Annotated in this window: 24 protein-coding genes and 4 pseudogenes; 22 read left to right on the top strand and 6 right to left on the bottom strand. The window is 45.7% G+C overall.

The genetic code is table 11. The features are described from left to right. The first annotated feature begins 140 nt into the window (after window positions 1-140). The 12 genes from XDD1_RS08895 (at window position 141) to XDD1_RS08950 (ending at window position 12,466) form a co-directional block, all read left to right on the top strand. Window positions 141-1,571, top strand: a complete 1,431-nt coding sequence (locus XDD1_RS08895) for a gamma-aminobutyraldehyde dehydrogenase (RefSeq protein WP_045970462.1) — start codon at window positions 141-143, stop codon at window positions 1,569-1,571. A gap of 15 nt (window positions 1,572-1,586) precedes the next feature. Then, window positions 1,587-2,360 (top strand): nuclear transport factor 2 family protein, encoded by a 774-nt coding sequence (locus XDD1_RS08900; RefSeq protein WP_045970464.1) that lies wholly within the window; start codon window positions 1,587-1,589, stop codon window positions 2,358-2,360. A gap of 52 nt (window positions 2,361-2,412) precedes the next feature. Continuing rightward, complete coding sequence (locus tag XDD1_RS08905; protein ID WP_045970466.1) at window positions 2,413-3,168, top strand: FadR/GntR family transcriptional regulator; 756 nt, start codon at window positions 2,413-2,415, stop codon at window positions 3,166-3,168. 35 nt (window positions 3,169-3,203) lie between these two features. Further along, window positions 3,204-3,956, top strand: coding sequence for a cache domain-containing protein (locus tag XDD1_RS08910; protein WP_045970468.1), 753 nt, complete (start codon window positions 3,204-3,206; stop codon window positions 3,954-3,956). A gap of 37 nt (window positions 3,957-3,993) precedes the next feature. Then, window positions 3,994-5,280, top strand: coding sequence for a 4-aminobutyrate--2-oxoglutarate transaminase (locus XDD1_RS08915; protein ID WP_045970470.1), 1,287 nt, complete (start codon window positions 3,994-3,996; stop codon window positions 5,278-5,280). Window positions 5,281-5,392: 112 nt separating this feature from the next. Further along, window positions 5,393-5,791, top strand: coding sequence for a DUF805 domain-containing protein (locus XDD1_RS08920; protein ID WP_045970472.1), 399 nt, complete (start codon window positions 5,393-5,395; stop codon window positions 5,789-5,791). A gap of 25 nt (window positions 5,792-5,816) precedes the next feature. After that, window positions 5,817-7,361: an NAD(P)/FAD-dependent oxidoreductase gene (locus XDD1_RS08925; RefSeq protein WP_045970474.1), complete on the top strand. Its 1,545-nt coding sequence runs from the start codon at window positions 5,817-5,819 to the stop codon at window positions 7,359-7,361. Between the two features lie 320 nt (window positions 7,362-7,681). Further along, window positions 7,682-8,575 carry a 2-dehydro-3-deoxygalactonokinase gene (locus tag XDD1_RS08930; protein WP_045970476.1) on the top strand — a complete coding sequence of 298 codons (894 nt, stop codon included), beginning with the start codon at window positions 7,682-7,684 and terminating at the stop codon, window positions 8,573-8,575. Next, complete coding sequence (locus tag XDD1_RS08935) at window positions 8,559-9,176, top strand: 2-dehydro-3-deoxy-6-phosphogalactonate aldolase (protein WP_045970478.1); 618 nt, start codon at window positions 8,559-8,561, stop codon at window positions 9,174-9,176. The genes XDD1_RS08930 and XDD1_RS08935 overlap by 17 nt, the downstream gene beginning before the upstream one ends. Beyond that, complete coding sequence (dgoD, locus tag XDD1_RS08940) at window positions 9,173-10,321, top strand: galactonate dehydratase (RefSeq protein WP_045970481.1); 1,149 nt, start codon at window positions 9,173-9,175, stop codon at window positions 10,319-10,321. Before XDD1_RS08935 ends, dgoD begins: the two co-directional genes overlap by 4 nt. After that, window positions 10,293-11,627, top strand: a complete 1,335-nt coding sequence (locus tag XDD1_RS08945) for an MFS transporter (RefSeq protein ID WP_167541647.1) — start codon at window positions 10,293-10,295, stop codon at window positions 11,625-11,627. The genes dgoD and XDD1_RS08945 overlap by 29 nt, the downstream gene beginning before the upstream one ends. Before the next feature lie 74 nt (window positions 11,628-11,701). Beyond that, complete coding sequence (locus XDD1_RS08950) at window positions 11,702-12,466, top strand: DUF4184 family protein (RefSeq protein WP_045970482.1); 765 nt, start codon at window positions 11,702-11,704, stop codon at window positions 12,464-12,466. Here XDD1_RS08950 and XDD1_RS08955 read toward each other — a convergent pair. Then, window positions 12,463-13,404 carry an acyl-CoA thioester hydrolase/BAAT C-terminal domain-containing protein gene (locus XDD1_RS08955; protein ID WP_052705672.1) on the bottom strand — a complete coding sequence of 314 codons (942 nt, stop codon included), beginning with the start codon at window positions 13,402-13,404 and terminating at the stop codon, window positions 12,463-12,465. The genes XDD1_RS08950 and XDD1_RS08955 overlap by 4 nt on opposite strands. A gap of 47 nt (window positions 13,405-13,451) precedes the next feature. Here XDD1_RS08955 and XDD1_RS08960 point away from each other — a divergent pair, with 47 nt between their 5' ends. After that, entirely contained in the window at window positions 13,452-13,718 is a 267-nt protein-coding gene (locus XDD1_RS08960) for a hypothetical protein (RefSeq protein ID WP_045970484.1), read from the top strand. A gap of 5 nt (window positions 13,719-13,723) precedes the next feature. Here the strand turns inward: XDD1_RS08960 and XDD1_RS08965 are convergent. Together XDD1_RS08965 and XDD1_RS08970 are read right to left on the bottom strand one after the other, a co-directional pair. Next, window positions 13,724-14,074, bottom strand: a pseudogene (locus XDD1_RS08965) (efflux MFS transporter YdeE); the annotation flags it as partial. 8 nt (window positions 14,075-14,082) lie between these two features. Next, window positions 14,083-15,126 (bottom strand): IS630 family transposase, encoded by a 1,044-nt coding sequence (locus XDD1_RS08970; protein WP_045970488.1) that lies wholly within the window; start codon window positions 15,124-15,126, stop codon window positions 14,083-14,085. Window positions 15,127-15,156: 30 nt separating this feature from the next. Here XDD1_RS08970 and XDD1_RS08975 point away from each other — a divergent pair, with 30 nt between their 5' ends. Beyond that, on the top strand, window positions 15,157-15,414 hold the full coding sequence (locus XDD1_RS08975; RefSeq protein WP_045970490.1) for a hypothetical protein: 258 nt from the start codon (window positions 15,157-15,159) through the stop codon (window positions 15,412-15,414). A gap of 124 nt (window positions 15,415-15,538) precedes the next feature. On the opposite strand, the gene XDD1_RS08980 is transcribed toward XDD1_RS08975, so the two are convergent. After that, window positions 15,539-16,531 carry a lectin MOA-related protein gene (locus XDD1_RS08980; RefSeq protein WP_045970491.1) on the bottom strand — a complete coding sequence of 331 codons (993 nt, stop codon included), beginning with the start codon at window positions 16,529-16,531 and terminating at the stop codon, window positions 15,539-15,541. A gap of 173 nt (window positions 16,532-16,704) precedes the next feature. Here XDD1_RS08980 and XDD1_RS18830 point away from each other — a divergent pair. The 3 genes and pseudogenes from XDD1_RS18830 to XDD1_RS08990 all read left to right on the top strand — a co-directional run. After that, window positions 16,705-16,872, top strand: a pseudogene (locus XDD1_RS18830) (nucleoside transporter C-terminal domain-containing protein); the annotation flags it as partial. Window positions 16,873-17,006: 134 nt separating this feature from the next. Then, window positions 17,007-17,435: a universal stress protein gene (locus XDD1_RS08985; RefSeq protein WP_045970493.1), complete on the top strand. Its 429-nt coding sequence runs from the start codon at window positions 17,007-17,009 to the stop codon at window positions 17,433-17,435. A 44-nt stretch (window positions 17,436-17,479) separates the two neighbouring features. After that, a complete protein-coding gene (locus XDD1_RS08990) occupies window positions 17,480-17,917 on the top strand; it encodes a universal stress protein (RefSeq protein ID WP_045970495.1) in 438 nt (145 codons plus the stop codon). Window positions 17,918-17,982: 65 nt separating this feature from the next. Here XDD1_RS08990 and XDD1_RS08995 read toward each other — a convergent pair whose 3' ends face one another. Next, window positions 17,983-18,165, bottom strand: coding sequence for a hypothetical protein (locus XDD1_RS08995; protein ID WP_045970497.1), 183 nt, complete (start codon window positions 18,163-18,165; stop codon window positions 17,983-17,985). A 261-nt stretch (window positions 18,166-18,426) separates the two neighbouring features. Here XDD1_RS08995 and XDD1_RS09000 point away from each other — a divergent pair, with 261 nt between their 5' ends. Beyond that, a complete protein-coding gene (locus XDD1_RS09000; protein WP_408068294.1) occupies window positions 18,427-19,410 on the top strand; it encodes an endonuclease in 984 nt (327 codons plus the stop codon). 264 nt (window positions 19,411-19,674) lie between these two features. Here XDD1_RS09000 and XDD1_RS19925 read toward each other — a convergent pair. Next, window positions 19,675-19,856 (bottom strand): annotated as a pseudogene (locus XDD1_RS19925) (IS110 family transposase); the annotation flags it as partial. 125 nt (window positions 19,857-19,981) lie between these two features. Here XDD1_RS19925 and XDD1_RS18840 point away from each other — a divergent pair. The 4 genes and pseudogenes from XDD1_RS18840 to XDD1_RS09015 form a co-directional block, all read left to right on the top strand. After that, window positions 19,982-20,277: pseudogene (locus XDD1_RS18840) on the top strand (transposase); the annotation flags it as partial. A gap of 392 nt (window positions 20,278-20,669) precedes the next feature. Continuing rightward, window positions 20,670-21,143: a helix-turn-helix domain-containing protein gene (locus tag XDD1_RS09005; protein WP_045968011.1), complete on the top strand. Its 474-nt coding sequence runs from the start codon at window positions 20,670-20,672 to the stop codon at window positions 21,141-21,143. After that, a complete protein-coding gene (locus XDD1_RS09010; protein ID WP_084720989.1) occupies window positions 21,137-21,655 on the top strand; it encodes an IS630 family transposase in 519 nt (172 codons plus the stop codon). The genes XDD1_RS09005 and XDD1_RS09010 overlap by 7 nt, the downstream gene beginning before the upstream one ends. Window positions 21,656-21,720: 65 nt before the next feature. Next, window positions 21,721-21,909, top strand: coding sequence for a hypothetical protein (locus XDD1_RS09015; protein ID WP_045973423.1), 189 nt, complete (start codon window positions 21,721-21,723; stop codon window positions 21,907-21,909). The last annotated feature ends 41 nt before the right edge of the window (window positions 21,910-21,950 follow it).

Here is a 21,950-nt window from a genome sequence, read left to right on the forward strand (position 1 = left end):
GGAAACGCTGAAAGTTACATGTATGTATCTGTGTTTTCATGTGTTTTTACATTTTTGCTACAAATTTGACAATAATATAACCATTAAATATATTAAATCATAGGTTATGTTTTATACGTTTAATCCATCAGGAGGTCACCATGCCGATACCCACGCTCAGGCATTTCATTCAGGGTCAGTATATTGAGTCTAAAGGTTCCGAATATTTTGATCTGGTCAGCCCGGTCACGGGTCAATTTTATGCGCGTTCTCCGAACGCAGCCGTGGCGGAGGTTGATGCGGCTTATGCAGCGGCTAAAGCCGCATCTAAAATATGGGGACGAAGCACCCCTTCGGCACGTCAGCAGGCGTTGCTGGCGCTGGCTGATGCGGTGGAAAAAAATGCGGATCGTCTGATTGAGGCGCAAAGCCGCAATACCGGGCAGCTCAAGCATTTGATTGCTTCCGAAGAGGTTGCGACGTCGGTGGATCATATCCGCTTTTTCGCCGGAGCCGCTCGTTTTCTGGAAGGCAAGGCCACGGCTGAATATCTTCCTGAGATGACCACCAGTATTCGGCGTGAACCATTGGGCGTAGTGGGGCAAGTTACCCCGTGGAACTATCCGCTGATGATGGCGGTATGGAAGATAGCCCCTGCGCTGGCAGCCGGTAATACCGTGGTGCTTAAACCGAGCGATACCACGCCGGAGAGTACCCTGTTGCTGGCTGAACTGGCCGCGCCATTCTTCCCCGCCGGGGCTTTCAACGTGGTACTGGGTAATGCCAGCGCGGGCGCTTTGGTTGTTTCACACAAAACGCCGGCGATGGTTTCTATCACGGGTTCCGTGCGTGCCGGCTTGCAGGTGGCCTCTTCGGCGGCGGCGAATCTCACCAGAGCGCATTTGGAGTTGGGGGGTAAAGCACCGGTGGTGGTTTTTGCCGATGCGGATATCGATAAAGCTGTGGAGGTCATTGCTACCGCAGGGTACTTCAACGCCGGTCAGGACTGTACGGCAGCTTCGCGCGTGCTGGTGCATGAATCCGTTTACGATAATTTCGTCACTAAACTGGTGGCGGCCGCTAAGGCTACCCGTTTTGGTGATCCGGATGATAAAGAGGCGCTGTATGGGCCGTTGAATAATATTCGCCAGTTGGAGCAGGTCAAAGGGTTTATTGCGCGTCTGCCCGCCCATGCCCGTATCGAAACCGGCGGCCGTCAGGCCGATCGTGCGGGATATTACTTTGAGCCAACGGTAATTACCGGTTTGGAACAGCACGATGAAATGATTCAGACTGAGGTTTTTGGCCCGGTGATCACTGTGCAGGAGTTCCAAACCGAACAGGAAGCTATCGAAAAAGCGAACGATGTGAAATACGGGTTGGCCTCCAGTGTCTGGACCCGCGACCACGGCCGCGCGTTGCGTTTGTCGCGTGAGCTTGATTTTGGCACGGTCTGGATTAACACCCACATTCCTCTGACGGCAGAGGCACCGCATGGCGGCTTTAAGGACTCTGGATACGGTAAGGATCTGTCGGCTTATGGTTTTGAAGAATATACCCGCATCAAACATGTGATGAGTTCCAACGACTAAAACAGGATATCCATAATGAATCAAAATAGATCCTTAAGTGATCTGGTGTCGCGCGCGCACGACGAACTGTTTACTGAGCGTGATGTGGGAGCACTTGAGCGTTATTTCGCACCGAATTTCATTGAACATTCCCCGTTGGTCAAAGAGGGGCTTGCCGGGCTGCGTGAGTTGGTTCAGACACATCCTGAACTGCGCCATGAAACACATCGTGTCCTACAGGATGGTGATTTGGTGGCTATCCACGGCCGTTTTATCGGATTAGACGATCAGCCGTTGGTCGGTTTCGATCTGTATCGGGTTGCCGATGGCTTAATCGTAGAGCATTGGGATGGCTTAGTGCCACAGTCCGCGCCTAATGCCAGCGGCCGAACGCAGTTAGATGGCCCGACTGAAATCAACCCTAGCCATGACAGAGAGAAGAACCGCGAACGGGTAGTTAACTTTTTCACCCGTACCCTGATTGAAGGGCACTATGATGAATTTGGCAACTACACCAATGGTGAAGCGTTTCGCCAACACAGCCCCGATATTGCCGATGGTACGGCTGCGCTTATTGCGTTTCTTAAGCAACTCCGGGAGGAAGGGCGGGGTCTGCATTATGCCAAAATCCACCGTACCGTCGCTGACGGGCAGTTTGTCCTGAGCCATTCCGAGGGGAGTATTGCCGGGGCACGTCACAGTTACTTTGAGCTATGGCGCATTGAGAACGGCAAAGTGGCTGAGCTTTGGGATGCGATTACTCCAGTACCGGAAGATGCGCAAGCGCTGCATCGTCACGGCATTTTTTAGCGTTGTTTGCAGACAGGCTGAATCTTATGTTATGTCAGCCAGGAATTAGAGAATGACAGCATATTCCATCATCTATGCACCACTTGATCAGGCGACCCGAACCGAACAGGTTGTGGAACGTTTAAGTAACGCAATTATCTCCGGGATATTACAGACGGATGAGCAGTTGCCTAACGAAAACGCGTTGTCACGGTTGTTAGGAGTGTCACCGGTCACTGTTCGCGATGCCCTGAATACGCTGCGTGCCAGACAGTTAATCGATACCCGGCGCGGACGTCATGGCGGAAGTTTTGTGTGCCAGGTTTCTGTTGAAACAATGCGGAAATATCACCCGTTGCGGCTGATGGCTTCAGGCGAATTGGCGGATTTCAGCGAGTTTCACTGTGCCGTGATCGGCCACAGCGCAAGACTGGCGGCTCAACGTTCAACGCCGGGCGAACTGAGTAAACTTGGGCAACTGATTGACAGCTTTGCGGCTGCGACGCAACCGGATGCCCGCATACAGACAGATATGCGCTGTTTATTAACTCTGGCATCCCAGTCTCAGTCGGCGAGGCTTGCCAATCAGGAGCTGGAGATTCAGGCCGAATGGACCCCTTTGATCGTGCTTTTATACCGGGAGGATGCCATTCACCGCGAGGTTGCGGCTATCTGGCGTAGCCTCTTGGCTGCTCTGTATACAGGGGATGACCTAGCCTGTTACCAGTTAGCACAAAAGATGATTACTCAAATTACTGACCACCTGCTTGAATGCAAATTGCGTGTGGATACTGATACGTCATTCTTGCAGGGGTCTGATCACGAGTAATGCAGTTGTATTTATCTCAGGAGAGGGAGAGACATATGTACAACGATAGACACGCAGAACGAGCCAAACGCATTCTGGACGATATTCTGGTTACTGCGCAGCAGGTTACCGCGACTCTGGCGGATAAGACCGCGCGTCTTTTATCGGGGCTGCCTTTGTATCACGCAGAAGGCGTCCGTTTGGCACAGGAGCAACGCGGCGCATTACAAAAACATATCCACGATGTACTGCGTAACAACGCTTGGTGTAATGGGGCGGGATTTGCCAGCTATGCGGTAACAAAGACGGTTGGGGAGGAGGGCGGTTACTGGACGCTGGAGTGGTGGCGACAGGAAGGGAATACCATTCAACATGCGCAGCTAGAACACAATCAGGAACAGCGCAGGCGCCTGGATTTCCGGTTGTTTGAGTGGTTCCGGCAGCCCGCCCACCGCCATCTTCCCGTCATTGACGGTCCTTATGTGGATTATGTCTGCAACGGCGCTTACACGATTACGATAGCCCACCCGGTACTTATTGATGAAAAGTTTGCTGGTGTTGCGGCAGTGGATATGCTGGTTTCGACACTGGATCGGTTACTTCTGCCAACCTTGGGCGCTATCGGTAAGCCTGCATTGATTATTAATCATGATGCGCGAGTCGTAACTTCGACCGTGCCGGGCGTACGTTCAGGTTCGTTATTGAAAAGCCAAGGCGTTAACCGGTTGGCCGATGGCGAAGTGCCTTCACTGCGTCTGGTGATCCTGCCGTCATCACACACTGAATCACACAGGGCGTTTGGCTGTTGAAGCCCACTTAATTCAGATTGCTCAGGAGTTTTTACTTATGACTGAATCTATGTTAGCGAAAAGGCGCAGTGCAGCTATTGCAAAAGGCGTTGGGGTGACCACTCAAGTCTATGTTGAGCGTGCGGAAAATGCGGAAATCTGGGATGCTCAGGGGCAACGTTATATCGATTTTGCCGCCGGTATCGCCGTGGTGAATACCGGCCACTGTCATCCGCGCGTCATTGCCGCAGCCAGGGAGCAGTTGGAACAGTTTACCCATACCTGTCATCAAGTCGTGCCTTATGAAAATTATGTCGCGCTGGCCGAACGGCTGAACCGTCTGGTGCCGGGCCATTTTGTGAAAAAAACCGTCTTTGTCACCACCGGGGCTGAGGCAGTCGAAAATGCCGTCAAAATCGCGCGTGCGGCTACCGGGCGTAGTGGTGTGGTGGCTTTCAGCGGCGCTTTTCATGGCCGTACTTTCCTTGGGATGTCATTAACCGGCAAAGTCGCGCCGTACAAAATGGGATTCGGCCCGCTGGTCAGCGATGTTTATCATGTCCCATTCCCGGTAGAACTGCACGGTATCAGCGTGGAACAGACGTTGAACGCGCTGGAAAATCTCTTTAGAACCGATATTGAACCCACGCGCGTCGCGGCCATCATCATCGAACCGGTGCAGGGAGAAGGTGGTTTCTATCCTGCCCCTGCCGAGCTTCTTGAATCCCTGCGCGACATTGCCGATCGTTACGGCATTGTATTGATTGCCGATGAGATCCAGACCGGTTTCGCGCGCACGGGCAAACTGTTTGCCATGGAGCATCATCAGGTTGCGGCCGATCTGACCACGATGGCAAAAGGTCTGGCGGGAGGATTTCCGCTGGCGGCGGTAACGGGACGCGCAGAACTGATGGATGCGGTGGTGCCGGGGGGTCTGGGAGGTACTTATGGCGGGAATCCGGTGGCGATAGCGGCGAGTCATGCGGTGCTGGATGTGATCGAAGAAGAGAAGCTGGCGGCGCGTGCGACGCAGTTAGGCGAGCGGCTAACACAATATCTGCATGAACTGCGGCCGCGTGTTCCGCAGATCGCCGATGTGCGTGGGTTTGGGCTGATGATTGCGGTGGAGTTTCACCGTGCGGGCAGTCAGGAACCCGATGCTGACTTTACCAACGCGGTGCGCCAGAAAGCGCTGGAGCGTGGCCTGATCCTGTTGACGTGCGGTGTGCATAGTAACGTGATCCGTTTCCTGCCACCGCTGACAATACAAGATGATGTTTTTGACGAAGCGCTCAACATTCTGAAATCGGTACTGCTTGATCTGAACGGTAAAGAGGGAAAGTAGTGGCAGGAAGCTCCTTACTGGCAGGCGGTAAAACTTCCCGGATCAGGAGTTAATTCCAAATAAGCGTGTCGGTAGGGAGGAAACTGCTGGATAACAATGGGAGGTGATAATAATGTACTGGTATTTGAATGCATTAAAGAATTATACTTGCTTTCGTGGGAGAGCCCCACGTAAAGAGTTCTGGTATTTCGTTCTGTTTCAGATTCTGGCTGTTCTTATCATTTCTTTCCTGGAAAGGCGGTTTGCTGTTGCCAATCCTGAAGTTTACATGGGGTGGTTCAGCGCTATCTATCTGCTACTCACATTTTTGCCAGCGCTGGCGGTAAATGCCCGCCGTCTGCACGATATTAACTATAGCGCCTGGTGGCTACTGTTACATCTTATTCCGTTTGTCGGCACGGTTATCTTATTGATCCTCGCCGCCCTGAAAGGGCCGGCGGGCAGCAATAAATACGGTGCAGAAAACAGGATTTACTCACAAGGAAATACTTCGGACCAGGTTAACGGGTAATTTCCGGCCATACAGGAGTGCTGAAATGGCAATAAACAGAAGAGATTTTATCTCTACGACTGCCGCAACCCTTGCAGGAGCTGGCGTACTTTCATCTCTACTTCCCACCACCTCGTTGCTCGCCCGAACCTTAACTGCGGTCGATGCTTCGGCTGTCAATATTGATCAACTCCGGCCGAGGATGTTGCAGGATGCACAGTACAGAACCAGTCGGTTGGGGTTGGACCCGCGCATCTGGAACTGGCATAGAGACATGGCTGCCATCGCCATGCCAGCCAACTATTATGAGGCCTCCCTGGCTGATTGGCCGGCTTTTGGCAGCTTTCTCAGAGAGCAACGTTGTGAGGTTGTCGTCGTTGGTGGTGGTTTGCTGGGGGCTTCCACTGCGCTGCATCTTGCAGAAGCAGGCGTGGATGTGATTCTGGTTGAAAAAGATCACATTGGTTCAGGAGCCTCTGGCCGTAATGGCGGGCAGATGACCCCCGGTATTGCTCGTTGGGCAGCCGAAACAATACTGGAAAAATTTTCACCCGATGAGGCCAAACGTTTATGGCGTTTTGCCTCGGTTGAAGCGATGGATCTGGTGGATGAACTCCGGGAGCGTTACGGTTTTGAATGTGACCGCAAATATGGTCATATTACCGCAGCGATACATCCGGGTCATATGGGGCCATTGGTAGCGAATGCTGATGCGCGGCGCCGTCTGGGAGATACAGCGGTGAAGGTTATCGGGCCATACGAATTGCAGGAAGAGTATGTGCGTTCGGGGATCTATCATGGTGCTAATATCGATAACATTGGCGGACAGGTTCAGCCTTTGGCGCTGCTGCGAGGCCTGATTTATGGCTTTGCCAGACTGGGTGGGCGAGTCTATGACGGCACACAAGTGAAGGGCATCAGGCAGGATGCCGGTAGTGCGATCATAGAAACTGAGCAGGGAGTGATCAGGGCGAGTAAAGCCGTGGTACTGGGCGTGCATGGCGCGACCAAGAAATTTATCTCCGGCTCTTCCACGACCGTACCTTTTTTCACTTATGTGGCAGTCACTCCGCCGTTGCCCGTGGATATCAACGCGCTGATCCCGTCAGGTCTGCCGGTCTACGATACACAGTTACAGATAGACTATTATCGTCCGGTGCGTGATAACCGTCTGCTGTTTGGTGGACAGGGCACCGGCAACTCTTGGTCACCGCGCGATGTGAACAACTATTTGCTGGATCGTATCAGAACCGTGTTCCCGCAACTGGAACAACCCGAATTGGAATATTCTTGGGGCGGGATCAGCGATTTGACCCTGAACGGTGCCACTGATGCCCGCAAAAGCGATGACAGTGTTCCTGTGTATATGGTGCATGGCTGGAGCGGTCATGGCGTGGCGCAGACGGTGCGCATTGGCAAGGCCATCAGTGACGATTTCACCGGACGCAATCACGACTTTACTATGCTTACCCGTATTGAGCACTCAAGTATTCCGCTGGGTTCCTATCTCTCCCCGATGGCGATCCCATTAATTAAAGGCGCTTTGGGCGTGATAAGCACGCTTAATCCGGCCGAGATGGTTTCGTTTTGAAATTGTTTTATTCTGAATTGTATTTTCTGTGATCAATATCGTGGTTCAAAGTGATTAAGTCAGGATACAGTCATTGCAATTTCGTTATTTAACATCGTTATTCAACCTAGAAAATAAGCAATATACGGTGAAATAAGCCCTTTCCCTACTAACCTCTGCGGACAAGCCCAATACAATATAGGCCCCAAAAAGCATAGGCCCCAAAAAACCTCAAACAACATAACGCCTTGTTTGAGGTCATTCGTCGCTAAGTGCAGATGCCGCTGAACACGCTGTCTTGCGTATGATTGAAAACTTAACCGACACGTAAGGGGAAAAATATGACACTCCGCTACATCGCTATAGACTGGGGTTCCACCAATTTGCGTGCCTGGCTTTTCGACAATAATGCCTGTCTGGATAAACGTCAATCAGCAGCCGGTATTACCAAATTGAAGGGAATTTCACCGCTGGCGGTGTTAACGGAAATCACAACAGGCTGGCGTGACTCTAACACGCCGGTCATCATGGCGGGCATGATAGGCAGTAATGCCGGCTGGAAAATTGCGCCTTATTTGCCGTGTCCTGTGGCTTTTACAGCGATTGGTCAACAATTGATGCCGGTTACCGAACAGGTGTGGATTGTCCCCGGCCTGAGTATTGAACGCGAAGACAATATTAATGTCATGAGAGGTGAAGAAACTCAGCTTCTCGGTGCCTGCCACTTTGCTCCCTCCTCTTTGTATGTGATGCCGGGTACGCATTGCAAATGGGTGACGGCAGACCGCTCAAACATTTTGGATTTTCGTACCGTTATGACGGGGGAACTGCATCATGTTTTATTGCAGCACTCTCTGGTCGGGGCTGGGTTACCGGAACAGCAAACCAATACGGATATTTTTAACGCAGGGTTACTACGTGGTATTGAAAACCCGGCATTGTTACCACAACTTTTTGAAGTCCGGGCTGCTCATGTCTTAAAAGCCTTGCCTGCCGAGTTTATCAGTGAATTTTTGTCTGGATTATTGATTGGTCATGAAGTTGCCACCATGACGAAACAGGTCGCCCGCGACACAAAAGCATCTACTCATCCTATGACTATCGTAGGCAATCCTGCGTTGGCAGCGCGTTATCAGGCAGCCTTTAATCATCTCCAATTATCGACTCAGCAAGTTGAAGGTGATACTGCCTTTCTTGCAGGTATAAGGAGTATTGCCCATGCACTGGCAAACTAATCTTCCCCTTATTGCTATCTTGCGGGGGATCACGCCATCAGAGATCACTCTTCATATTGAGGCCTTGCTTGAAGCGGGATTTGATACTATCGAAATTCCCCTGAATTCGCCTGATTGGGAAAACAGTATTCCCGCGATGGTTAAAACGTATGGTGATAGCGCACTGATTGGAGCCGGCACGGTGCTGACACCAAAGCAGGTTGAACAACTTGCCCTGATGGGATGCAAACTGATCGTAACGCCCAATACCCACCCTGCCGTGATCCGCCGGGCTGTGGGTTACGGTATGACCGTTTGTGCGGGTTGTGCGACGGCCACAGAAGCTTTTGCGGCACTCGATGCAGGGGCGCAATCATTAAAAATCTTTCCCTCCGTCGCATTTGGCCCGGCTTATATCAAAGCCCTCAAAGCCGTCTTGCCCGCTGATATCCCCGTCTTTGCGGTGGGCGGTGTGACGCCCGAAAATTTGCCGGTTTGGTTAACCGCAGGTTGTTTAGGCGCGGGGTTGGGCAGTGATTTGTATCGCGCGGGGCAACCTGTCAGCCGTACCAGAGAAAAAGCCGCTGCATTTGTTAAGGCGTACAGGGAGGCAATGCAATGAAAATCACGAAACTCACGACCTATCGTTTGCCGCCGCGTTGGATGTTTTTGAAAATTGAAACCGATGAAGGAATTGTTGGCTGGGGGGAACCTGTCATTGAAGGGAAAGTCCGCACCGTTGAAACGGCCGTTCATGAGTTAGGGGAAGCTCTTATTGGTCAGGACCCAGCCAGAATTAATGACTTGTGGCAGGTGATGTATCGGGGAGGGTTCTATCGCGGCGGGCCGATCCTGATGAGCGCGATTGCCGGCATTGATCAGGCACTTTGGGATATCAAAGGTAAAGTTTTAAATGCGCCGGTCTGGCAATTACTGGGGGGCTTGGTGCGGGACAAAATCAAAGCCTACAGTTGGGTGGGAGGCGATCGTCCGGCAGCTATTATTGCCGGGATAGAAAGTTTGCGCAAAATGGGTTTTGATACTTTCAAGCTCAACGGTTGCGAGGAGCTGAGTCTTATAGACAATGCCCGGAAAGTGGATACCGCGGTCAGTATAGTGGCCGAGATCCGGGAAACGTTTGGCCATCAGATTGAATTCGGGCTTGATTTTCATGGGCGCGTAAGTGCACCGATGGCTAAGGTGCTGATACATGAACTTGAGCCATACCGGCCTCTTTTTATTGAGGAGCCTGTTTTGGCAGAACAAGCAGAATATTATCCTCGCCTTGCTGCTCAAACGCATATTCCTATTGCAGCGGGAGAACGGATGTTTTCCCGCTTTGAGTTTAAGCGTGTTCTGGAGACGGGAGGCGTGTCTATTCTGCAACCGGATCTCTCCCACGCCGGGGGTATTACTGAGTGCTACAAGATAGCATCAATGGCCGAAGCCTATGATGTCGGGCTGGCACCGCACTGTCCGCTTGGGCCGATTGCACTGGCGGCTTGCCTGCATATCGATTTTGTTTCCCGCAATGCGATTTTCCAGGAACAGAGTATGGGGATCCATTATAACCAAGGTGCAGAGCTCCTGGATTTTGTCAAAAATAAAAATGACTTCGATATGACGGGTGGCAACTTTTCTCCTCTGACAAAACCGGGATTAGGGGTTGAAATTGATGAAGAACACGTCATTCTCCGCAGCCAAAATGTTGCTGACTGGCGCAATCCGCTGTGGCGTCATGCAGATGGTTCTGTCGCCGAGTGGTAATCCACGGCACCCACTGGAGATTTCTGTTATGAGGACAAAACCTACACGCCGTCGTTACTTGACCTTAGCGATGATCTTCGTGACCGTCGTTATCTGCTATATCGATAGGGCAAACCTCGCCGTTGCATCCGCCCATATTCAGGAAGAATTTGCTATCAGTGAAGCCAAGATGGGATACATTTTCTCTGCTTTTGCCTGGTTATACACCCTCTGTCAAATTCCCGGTGGTTGGTTTCTTGACCGTATGGGTTCCAGAGTGACTTATTTTATCGCCATCTTGGGTTGGTCAGTGGCAACCCTGTTGCAAGGGTTTGCAACCGGACTATTGTCACTGATTGGTTTGCGGGCAATAACAGGCATTTTTGAAACACCGACATTTCCGGCGAATAACCGGATTGTGACCAGTTGGTTTCCTGAACAAGAGCGAGCCTCAGCGGTAGGCTTCTATACCTCCGGTCAGTTTGTGGGGCTGGCTTTCCTTACCCCGGCGCTCATTTGGATTGAGGAAATATTAAGCTGGCACTGGGTATTTATTATCACTGGCGGTATCGGAATGATCTGGTCATTTATTTGGATTAAGGTGTATCAGCCTCCACTTAAAAGTAAAGGGATCAACCAGCCAGAGCTTGATTACATCCGTAATGGGGGTGGTTTGGTGGATGGTGATGCAGCGGTAGAGAAGAAAGATCGAATATCCCTGACGAAAAAAGATTGGAAATTAATGTGTCATCGTAAATTACTGGGAGTTTATCTTGGTCAATTCTCAGTAGCATCAACATTGTGGTTTTTCTTAACTTGGTTCCCGAACTATCTGATGCAGGAAAAAGGGATCACCGCTCTTAAGGCCGGGTTTATGACCACGGTTCCTTTTCTGGCTGCGTTTGCCGGGGTGCTCTTATCAGGCTGGGTTGCGGATAAACTGGTTAAGCAAGGTTACTCTCTGGGAGTGGCGCGCAAGACACCGATTATTTGTGGTTTACTTATCTCCATCTGTATCGTGGGCGCAAATTATACGAATGAACCTATGTTGATTATGCTGTTAATGGCACTGGCATTTTTTGGTAATGGTTTTGCCTCTATTACTTGGTCACTTGTGTCTTCTTTGGCACCCGTGCATTTAATCGGGCTTACAGGTGGAATATTCAATTTCGTTGGTGGGTTAGGCGGGATCACCGTCCCGCTGGTTGTTGGCTATTTAGCACAGGGTTACGGCTTCGCACCTGCATTGGTTTATATCTCGGTTGTCGCACTGATTGGGGCACTTTCCTACATTTTTCTGGTAGGCGAAGTAAAACGTGTTAGTTAATGGCTTCTTATTATTTAGATAGCAAGGTATATTTGCTCTCACAGACTTTAACATGGGTTTCAGGATCTTTCGTCATGCCATGGACATTTTCACATCCAGCCGCTGTTTTTCCTTTGAAGGTGCTTCCGGGAGGGCGGTTATTGAATTTACCTGCGCTCATTACCGGCAGTTTATCCCCTGATTTCTTTTACTCTGTTGGGTTATATGATATTGCAACGATTGCGCATCACTTACCCGGGTGGTTTTATACTGCATTTCCTGTATGTCTATTGATATTTTTAATTGCACGTCTATTGTCATCACCTTTATCTGTCCTTACCCCAATATCCTTTGCTCGTTATAAAAAACAAAGCCATAAAGACGGAATTATTTTTGTGCTGTCGTTATTTATAGGCGCTGTAACCCATATTGTCTGGGATGCATTTACACACGATAAGGGGTTCTTTGTCGAGCAAATTCCTCTACTACAGTCCCGCGTTTTTCATTCCATTACTAACGGACAGGGAATAGGTATATATAAAATGTTACAGCATTTTAGCTCATTGTCCGGACTCCTGTACCTCACGATAAAGTACTGGCAATATCAGAAAAAATTGGATCTTACTATTCAAAAAGAGAACAAAAGAAAACTTTATCATTTGACTGTTATTGGATTTATCTCAGCTCTTTTGACATGCCCTGTAGCCTTATTTTTATCCTGGGAGGTATCAGGGATAAATATGAGCAGGTTTATTTTTAAGGAACTGACGCTATCTGTACCCGTTTTTTTTATTATTCTGATCGTTATTGCTCTATGGATAAGATATTCTTCTTCGAAGACTCAACCTGTTCAATTTTAATGACTGTTGGCGGCAGTGATTTTGATTTGTGATTGATACCAATTTTTAATGTCTTTAATAATGGTTGCAGCATGATAGTTTCCGTCACTATCCTTGAAAAAATGATCTAATCCCTCATAAGTTTTAAAAGAAACCATTGGGTTATTAATTGCTGCTATCATTTTCCGTGCTCCGGCAGCATCAACATTATTATCACTCATACATTGTATAACCAATAGCCGTATCTTACTGGATTGGATCATTTTCTGGTTATCAATAGATAATGAATCGTACCACCAATTCGCACCATGTCCACTCACTGTCATCCCCGCAGGTAAACGCCTTTTTTTGGCTTCTTCCGCAAACACCTTGAAACTGTTAACGTCTTTATCGGACATTTCGGCTGGCGATCCACGCTTGATACTGTGAATGATATCATCAATAAAGAAACGCCCTCCGCCATTTATTGAAATAGCCGCTGTAATAAAATCCGCTTTAGACGCTATCATATTGGTGACAATCGCGCCTTCACTTCCTCCCAAAAGGACAATATGATGATACTTGTTTTTTAGTTGATTTAAGACAGTGAGATAATCTTTAACCCGTTTTGATGGTGAGTCATTCTGCATATATGCCTGTGGGCATGCCGAATGTTCAATTTCAGTACCCTTTTTACCGATACTGCTATCAAGACCTGACTTTTCTACCAGAAGAATATCATTCTCAGGAAAAGCACTACCAAAATTTTCTATCATTGATTGGTTGTTGATAACACTTTTACAATCAGATCCCTGAATTAAGACAAGCAGATCTTTGGACGGTGTATTACCTCGCGGTATCAAATAGTAAATAATATCTTTGCCATCATCGCCGCGCAGGTGATAACGGGGGGATTCGGCCATAGCCTGTTGAGATATGGAGATTAAAAAGAATATGAGGTAAATAGGTATTTTTTTCATAATAACCCGACTAATCTCATTGATTAAATGAATAAGGTAGCAAGCTTATGACAGACTTTCAAAGTAACGAAGTGCACTTAGTATTTAATCATTATCCTGAACGATATCAAAAGTCGCTATTGACGATAAGAGCATTGATATTTGATGTCGCATCAAAAACCGAAGACGTCGGTGTAATTACCGAAATGCTGAAATGGGGGCAACCCAGTTATAATCGGGCAATCGTTTTGGAACCCAAAAACAATTTGCCCATAGATGAATTAAGCATATGTATTGAAATGGCACTTACGTATAAATTGAGAAAAAAGAGATAAGGTGTTCATTTGTAAACAACGGCCGGTGGTTTGATACTCATTCCTTTAAGCATACTGAGCCATGCAAGGAACGAGATCCCCATCAGTATGATAAATAATGATTGAGGCGGCAGCTCGGTAAGTACAACGCCACTTAGTATCGGGTTAAAAGCACCGCCCAGTAAGCCCAATGCCTGAGCCGAAAAATAGCTGGATTTCATTCCTTCCGGCGCGATATTGTCAATAAGTATATATTCACCCGGAGAATAGATAAGTTCACCAAGCGTAAAAATAACGGCAGCAAGTCCCCAAAGGTAAAGGTTTTTGTCTGCTACCATAAAGACAGAGAGTCCCATTAAGAAAAAGAAGCTGCCTAAATAGGTTTTCATAATTGTGATACACCCATTTTTCTCATCCCCGGTTTCTGCTGTTGTAAGGAAGCGGTTTCCATGAAGATTTTGACATGGTGAAGCAACTGCCACATAAATTGGCAGCAGTGGTTTCGTGTCACGGTTTCATGCAAGGATTGCCATAGACGTTCAATTTTATTCAACCACGGGGAATAGGACGGTAAAAAGAGAAGGTTAAATTGGGGATTTTTTGCCAGCCAAACCCTGACCTTCCGGCTCTTATGAATGCAATAGTTATCTAAAATTAACGTGATTGTCTTGGCACTGGTATATTGATGATTAATTTCATCTAACAATTTGATAAATAAATCTGAGTTCTTTCTCAAGCCACCGACATACGTGATTTCTTTCGTTTTCGCATTGAGGCAACCCGCAAGGTAGTGTTTTTGGTTCTTTCCGGGGGTAACAACACGCTTTTGCTGTCCTTTGAAGCACCAGTCTGCACCGATTTTCGGGTTAAGGTTGATGTCCACTTCATCCTCATATAAGACAGGATGTTTCCCTGAGGCATTGGATAACGCCTCGCTGATTTTGGCCATTTTTTCATCATACTCAGGGTCAGGTAATTTTAAGGTTGGCGCCGCCCTTCGCCAAACGATGCCCGCCCGACAAAAGTAGCGATAGAGTGTACTTTGAGAGAGCGATATATTCAGTATCTCATTGATTTTAAGTGTAATCAGTTCAAGGCTCCATCGTGAACGGAGATAGCCAAGATGTTGTGGAGAGTGCTGTAATAAGAAAGAAATGACGGAGAGAAGCGGGGCTAAATTCCAGATGGCAGGCCTTCCCGCAGGGAGGCTTTTAAGCCCTTCCAACCCGTATAATGTTAACCAATTTACCCAACGATTAACTGAAGAACGTGAACAGTGAAGCGTTCTGGAAACGTGAGAAACCGTACTCCCTTCATGCAACATCAAGAGCGCGGTGAGGCGACGTGCATAGTTCTTATCCCGGGTTTTCTGGATAGCTTTTTTCATTTGACGTCGTTCATTTCGGGGTATTGATGTTATGATTGGCATGACTCAGTCCATTTTGGGATTTGTTTTGATTTGGCGATTAATCAGATCGCGAAAATCGGACTGAGTTCCCTTCAAGTGATCTACTATTTTGAAAACCTATTTAATTTAGACAAGTATTTTTATGATCACCATTTTGGTGGGACTGCACATCCAGCGCAATCTATCCCGGAAGGCTTGAGTGAGTTTTATTTTGAATTTGATGAAAGTCTGGGTGATCCCAATATAGGCGGGGATGGTGTGGCTCAAATAGGTCTGTTAACGAACAAAATTCATTGGGCCTGTGGTTGATAGTGATGATGCGAAATATCTTCACAATATCCCAAACTTATTAGTGGATTAAAGCGGAATGCCACCAGTGTGGTCAGGTGAAATCACGCGACATACACTGGTGCCAAATCCTACACTTAAAATTTTATATTAAGATATAATATGGTGTGTATTTCCAATCTTTAGCCTCTATTATAGAACCATTTTGTGGCTCTATAAGTTTAACCTTGAGGTCATGGTCGATATATATATTAACAGCATGTGCTGATTTTTCACGAAAACCGAATATTATTCCAATTGCATATCCATAATTTTCATTGTTTAAATAGGCTTCTTTGGAGGCCTGTGCTTTGTATACAACACTAAAGTCATCACAATCAAAAGATTTTCTTCTATATTCGAAATTCTTAAGACCTGAGTTTTTGTGTATTTTTTCTGCCACCTTGTCTGAAACTAATTTGTAGAATGTATCCAGAAGCCTAAACGTTAATAAATTAAATTTTATATTTGGCCAGGTTTTTTTAAGTAAGGGTTTTATCAGTCTACTCTTGATAAAATCAGCATGCAGAGTAAATAAGCTGTACTTTTTTTTATTTGCGGTTAACCAAGCAAACCGCTCATCATGGGAATGACTAAACAAAAACATTTCGGTTCCTTGATTATTCCAAACTAGTCTATATTGTTTTACTCCGTCCTCTGTTTTAACATATTCTTTATTGAATGATATTCGGCTATCATCCATGTTGATATTACGAGCATGCCAGTATATTTGAGTTGAAGCGAGGTTTGTAGAATTGTCATAGGCATACATGGCGTACTTATTATCGTTGTATTCACCTACCACTTTTATTGAGTTTTTCGGGAGTTTTTTATCTCGTAGTTGTAACATAATAAAATTAGAAGAATAATCTTCCTCCGAACCCATATAGGCATATTCCTCCTCATTATCATAATCAGCGTCATCTTCATCATCTCTAGCACTGATACAGAGTGTACGTCCATGTGTGTCTTTGAGGAGGTAGGAAGCGTGAGGGGATATATTATCTTCTTCATCATCTTCTGTATCATCTTTTGAAAGTATTGATTTATATGAGTCAAATACGCTGTGTGTTTTAATGATGTTATATTTCTTTTCCATAATATAGCCACCTTGTTGTTATATTAAGTATTTGTGTATGGTTTTCACTGGAAGTCAAAACATAATAACTCAGTAACTGAAGTATTATGTTTTATAATTATAGTTTAAAACTATAAACTTCATGGATTATTTTTTTCAGTGACGGCCTGTTTGGCTTCATCGGGCCATTGTGCTGTGGTTTTGCCAACTTTGGTTCGATTGCCGTGGTGGTCGGGGCATTTATCGCGGTTGTCCCTGAACGGACGTCAGATATTGCACGGCTTGGCTTCAGGGCACTGCTGGCGGCAACCTTGTCCAATCTCATGAGTGCCACGATTGCAGGGATGTTTATGAGTTTGTAGGCTAATCTCTATCCATAAATCTGAATAGGGCATAACATGTTTTAGATGTTAGGTGACTCACAGTAAGTTTTCCGTGTTTCAATATACTAAAGAAATCAGGATAACTTGGTATTTCAATAAGTAGGAGCGTGCATATGTACAAAACTATTTTAGTACCAGTCGATATTTCAGAAGAGGATCTCACCAACAAGGCCGTTGGCTGCGCGCTTAAAATCGCCAGAGAAACCGGGGCTAAATTGCATTTTCTACATGTATTACCCATTTCATCAGCGATTATTAATGCTTATGCCCTGGGCTATATGGAGATTAAGGACAGGGCGACTATCAAGGCAGAACAAGACTTGAAGAAGCTGGTTGACTCCATTGAATTACCCGATCATCAGATCGCCTATTCGATTGCATTTGGTTCTCCAAGAGATGAAATTGCGGCCACAGCGGATGAAATTGGCGCTGATTTGATTGTCATTGGTTCAAGGCGTCCCAATATCACCACTCATCTGTTAGGTTCCAACTCTGCCGGTGTTGTCAGATATGCAAAAACATCGGTATTAGTTGTGCGATAATTATTTAGTCACTGGCGGTGATATCCGATTACAGGGGAGTATGTATGTATAACACAATCTTAGTTCCAATTGATATTTCGGAAGATATATTAACTGATAATGCCATCAAGCATGCAGAGTATTTGGCAAAAATATCGAATGCAAAAGTTCATCTTTTTCATTCTGTGCCCGATATTTCCCGATTTTCTGTGAATTACAGTTACCACTATGATTTGTTAAGTGCTTTTGCCAAAAAAGCTATCACGAATTCTGAAGAAGAGCTTAAAAAAGTCGTAGAACGAATTGACTTACCTAAAGATAAAGTGTCGTTTTCAGTTGCCTTTGGTTCCCCACGCGATAAGGTGCTGTCTACCGCCCGTGAGGTTAATGCCGATTTGATTATTGTCGGCTCGCGTCGGCCTGATATTTCGACTCATTTACTGGGTTCAAATGCGTCGGGTATCGTTGGCTATGCCAATATCTCTGTCTTGGTCGTAAGATAACGGATTTAATTTGGATTAAATCCGTTATTATTTATAAAACCGTGCTTGAAAAAGCACGGTTATTTTTAATCAGAAAACGAATTCAGTGTAATATCTAACTGATTCTTACCGGCAATAATAACCTGAATCTGTAAATTATTTTCTGAATGGTTAGTGGTAATGACAGTCACTTCTTCGTTCCCTGAATATTTCTTTACAACTTCCAGCAACTCTTGCTCAAGTTGTTCAGTTTTAGTGCTAATGGTCATTTATCCTACTAAAATGAATTAAAATTTTTAAACCACCTTGATACTATCCAAATAAATGACATTCAATAGTTTAATAAACATAATATTTTTACGCTTAATATTCCCATCAAATGGGTTATAAAGAAAAATAGACGAATAATATTTGTCATATTATAGTGTTGTCAGGCAGGATAATAGCTGAATGTTATGCAGCAATATTTTGATAAATAAGTAATAGGTATTATTTTGAACAGTAAAATTCACCAGTGGGCACGCTATCTTTTGGTTTTTGGGTTAACCCTCTCTTTCCATGCATGGAGTGCACCAAGTAGCTTTGAACAAGCCAAAGTTGAATCAAGAAAAAATGTTTATAGCGGACAGACAAAATCAGGTATCGGCACATTATATTGTGGATGTGATTGGCAATGGGTTGGCAAAAGTGGCGGGCGTGTTGATCTGGCGTCTTGTGGTTATCATGTCCGATCACAGCAAACCAGGGCTGAACGCATTGAATGGGAACATATGGTGCCGGCTTGGGTATTTGGGCATCAACGTCAATGTTGGCAAAAGGGTGGGCGGAAAAACTGCGTTGAGACTGATCCCGTGTTTCGCAGGATAGAATCAGATATGCATAACTTGGCGCCGTCAATTGGTGAAGTTAATGGTGATCGCAGTAATTTTGGTTATGGAATGCTCGCCAGAAACACACCTAATATGTATGGTTCATGCAGCAGTAAAGTAGATTTTAAGTCACATCTGTTTGAACCGCGCGACAGAGTGAAGGGCATGGTTGCCAGAGTCTATTTCTATATGCATGACCGCTATAATCTGACGATGTCACGCCAACAGCAACAATTGCTGATGGCATGGGATCGTCAATATCCTGTGGATGCCTGGGAGCGTGAAAGAGATAACCGAATTGCCAAAATTATGGGGCACCATAACCCATTTGTGACGGGTAGCCAAAAATGGGAATTAGGGCATAAAAACGCAGGTCAAGGTTTAATATCGCAACAAGGATTAGCGGCACAGAACCGTGCACCAAAGCAAAGTCAGTATGCAGGGAACAGTCAAGTATCAGCCCAAAGAACCACCTTAAAAACGGCGCAAAATGAGATGATTAAGGGAAATAAAAATAGTCAGATTTATCATTTTGCGCACTGCTCCGGCTATAAGACGGTGGCAGATAAAAACGCAGTTTATTTCCGTTCAGAAGCAGAAGCTAAAAAAGCAGGCTATCGTTTAGCCGGTAATTGTAAAAAATAGCGATTGTGAATGGTGAAAAGTCTTTGCCAATAAAAATCAAAGCATGTTTCAGTAAAATTTAACCTTCGAGCTTATCATAAATAAAAAACTGTCATTATACTGACATCGTAGTCCGTTAGATTACAGCAAAGAAAGCGGAAAGATGCGAGGAATGCTAATGACAGAAACTGAAACTGCATTCCGGTCAGGAACCGGCGCTTAAGATAATCACTGATGTAAAAGTGACGATCTTAACGTCGGTTTAATGAGCAACTGCCTTTCACTTTAAACCGTGTGGAGTGATTCGTCCCACGGTTTATTTGTTTTTATTATTGCATTGAGAATGACCAGTAACTTACGCATACAAGCAATGATGGCGACTTTGTTTGGCTTGCCTGCTTCGGTCAATCTCTTGTAGAAAGCACAGAGCACAGGATTAAATTAATTGCCGTTAACGTGGCCATATACGCCGATTTGGTCGATATGATGTGGATATGACAATTTTTCCACCAGAATTAAATCCCAAGCTGATTCCAATTAGTGTATGAAAACAGACTATGCCAACATTTTACACGTATTATGAACAGAACCGATTCTGGGAGCCCTCAATTTACAACGAATTGAAGACACCGTGATCCGTGAATATCCGAGTATCAATGCCGAAAATATCGCGTATTTCTTCGGGACGCTCCGGGAAACTTACCCGCTTTCGCAAAAAATCCATATTATTCTGGATGGGGCGGGTTACCACCGAACAGAATGGGTGAAAGAGATAGCGTATGTCCCTAATATTGAATTGCATTACCTACCACCTATAGCTCAAACCTCAATTCGATAGAGCGATTGTGGAAGTATATGAATGAGCAAGTACGTAACAATGTTTATTTTCCGGCCCCGGAAACTCAATTATGATTTTTTTAAAATCAATTATAATAAACCCATTTCATTTTTTAATTAATATTAATCTCTAATATTAACATGGACAATCATATTATAATTACACTAAAAATTGATATTAATTTAACAGATGTTATACCAGAGCAAAGTTCAAAACCAAATTAACGGCAGCGGTCGCTGGCTTGGTGCGTAAGTTATCAAAATTTAAAAATAAAATTTATTTTTTATTTGATGGAAGAATACCACACTGTAGGTAAATAACGTTGACGGATGTAAATATACAGTATTATAGTTCCTTTGGTAGATTATTAAGTTAATCAGATAAACTATCTGCATTACTGTTACAATCGATAACACGATAACCTGATTTTCTGCCTGTCCTTATGAAATCGAAGATAATACTTTCTGAGCCTGAACGAATAACATTGCAACAACTCGCTTTGAATCATCCCCACCGGGATATCCGTACGCGAGGAACGGGTTTGCTCATGCTTGCCAGAGGGAGCAAGCCGTCCCAGATCACCGCTGAAATAGGATGCAGTCTCCGGGTTATCTATAATTGGGTTCACATGTGGCACAATTCAGGGATAGCGGGATTATTAGGCGGTCATGCTGGAGGCCGGTATCTCGCTATGACGCCTGAAATGATTGCCACTGCGGTCGAAGCTGCCTGTGCAGAGTCCCTAACTCTCGCACGGATAGCCCAGTGCGTTGAGGCAAAGCATGGGCCCCTGCCTTGTACGCTTGAAACGCTGGCAAATACCCTGAAAAAGCAGGGGCTCACCTATAAACGCACCCGTCTATCGCTTAAAAAAAGCGCAACGAAACGGAGTTTGCTAACAAATCCGCCTTGCTGAATAAAATTAAGGCTGGAGCACAGTTAGGCCATTACCGTTTGGTCTATTTTGATGAGGCGGGTTTTGCCGCATCTCCTCCGGTGCAATATGGATGGAGTCCACGGGGTAAGCCCCATGAAACTGAGCCTCAAGAGCATGACAGGCGGTCAGTTCTGGGGGCGTTAAATTACACGGATAACACGCTGTTTTACCAGACAACGTCAGGCAGTATCACGCGAGATGACGTGATTGATTTTTTAGAGCAGCTCGCCCAACAAGGGGACAACCGCCTGACATTTTTAGTGTTGGATAATGCGCGTATCCATCACGGGATTGAAGAAAAAATCAGAAATAGCTGGTTACGAGAACACAACCTGTTTTTATTCTTCCTTCCCGCCTACAGCCCAGAGCTGAATTTGATTGAAATCGTCTGGAAACAAGCCAAATACCATTGGCGACGTTTTATCACTTGGACTCAGGAGACAATGGAGAATGAATTAAATACGTTATTGGGCGGTTATGGTAACCAATAGGCAATTAATTTCTCTTGAGTACTTAAATTGAAACCCCTAAATGGCTATATTTGGAGTAAATTATTATGTCAGATGTTAGTAATATTATTAATGTTGATAACAATTTTGGTTGTAAATATAAAGTGAATTTATTTAATCAGGAGTCAGCAAATAAATTATTTCCCATCATACCTGATCACGTGGTTGTTTCTCCGGGAAATGATTCATCTACCGGTGGTATGTGGATTCCTTGGCGTGATAGTCAGAAAGAATAAGCTGCTGAAAATACTGGGTAAACCCTATGAATTATTTTATT

Source organism: Xenorhabdus doucetiae (assembly GCF_000968195.1).
GTDB classification, from domain to species: domain Bacteria; phylum Pseudomonadota; class Gammaproteobacteria; order Enterobacterales; family Enterobacteriaceae; genus Xenorhabdus; species Xenorhabdus doucetiae.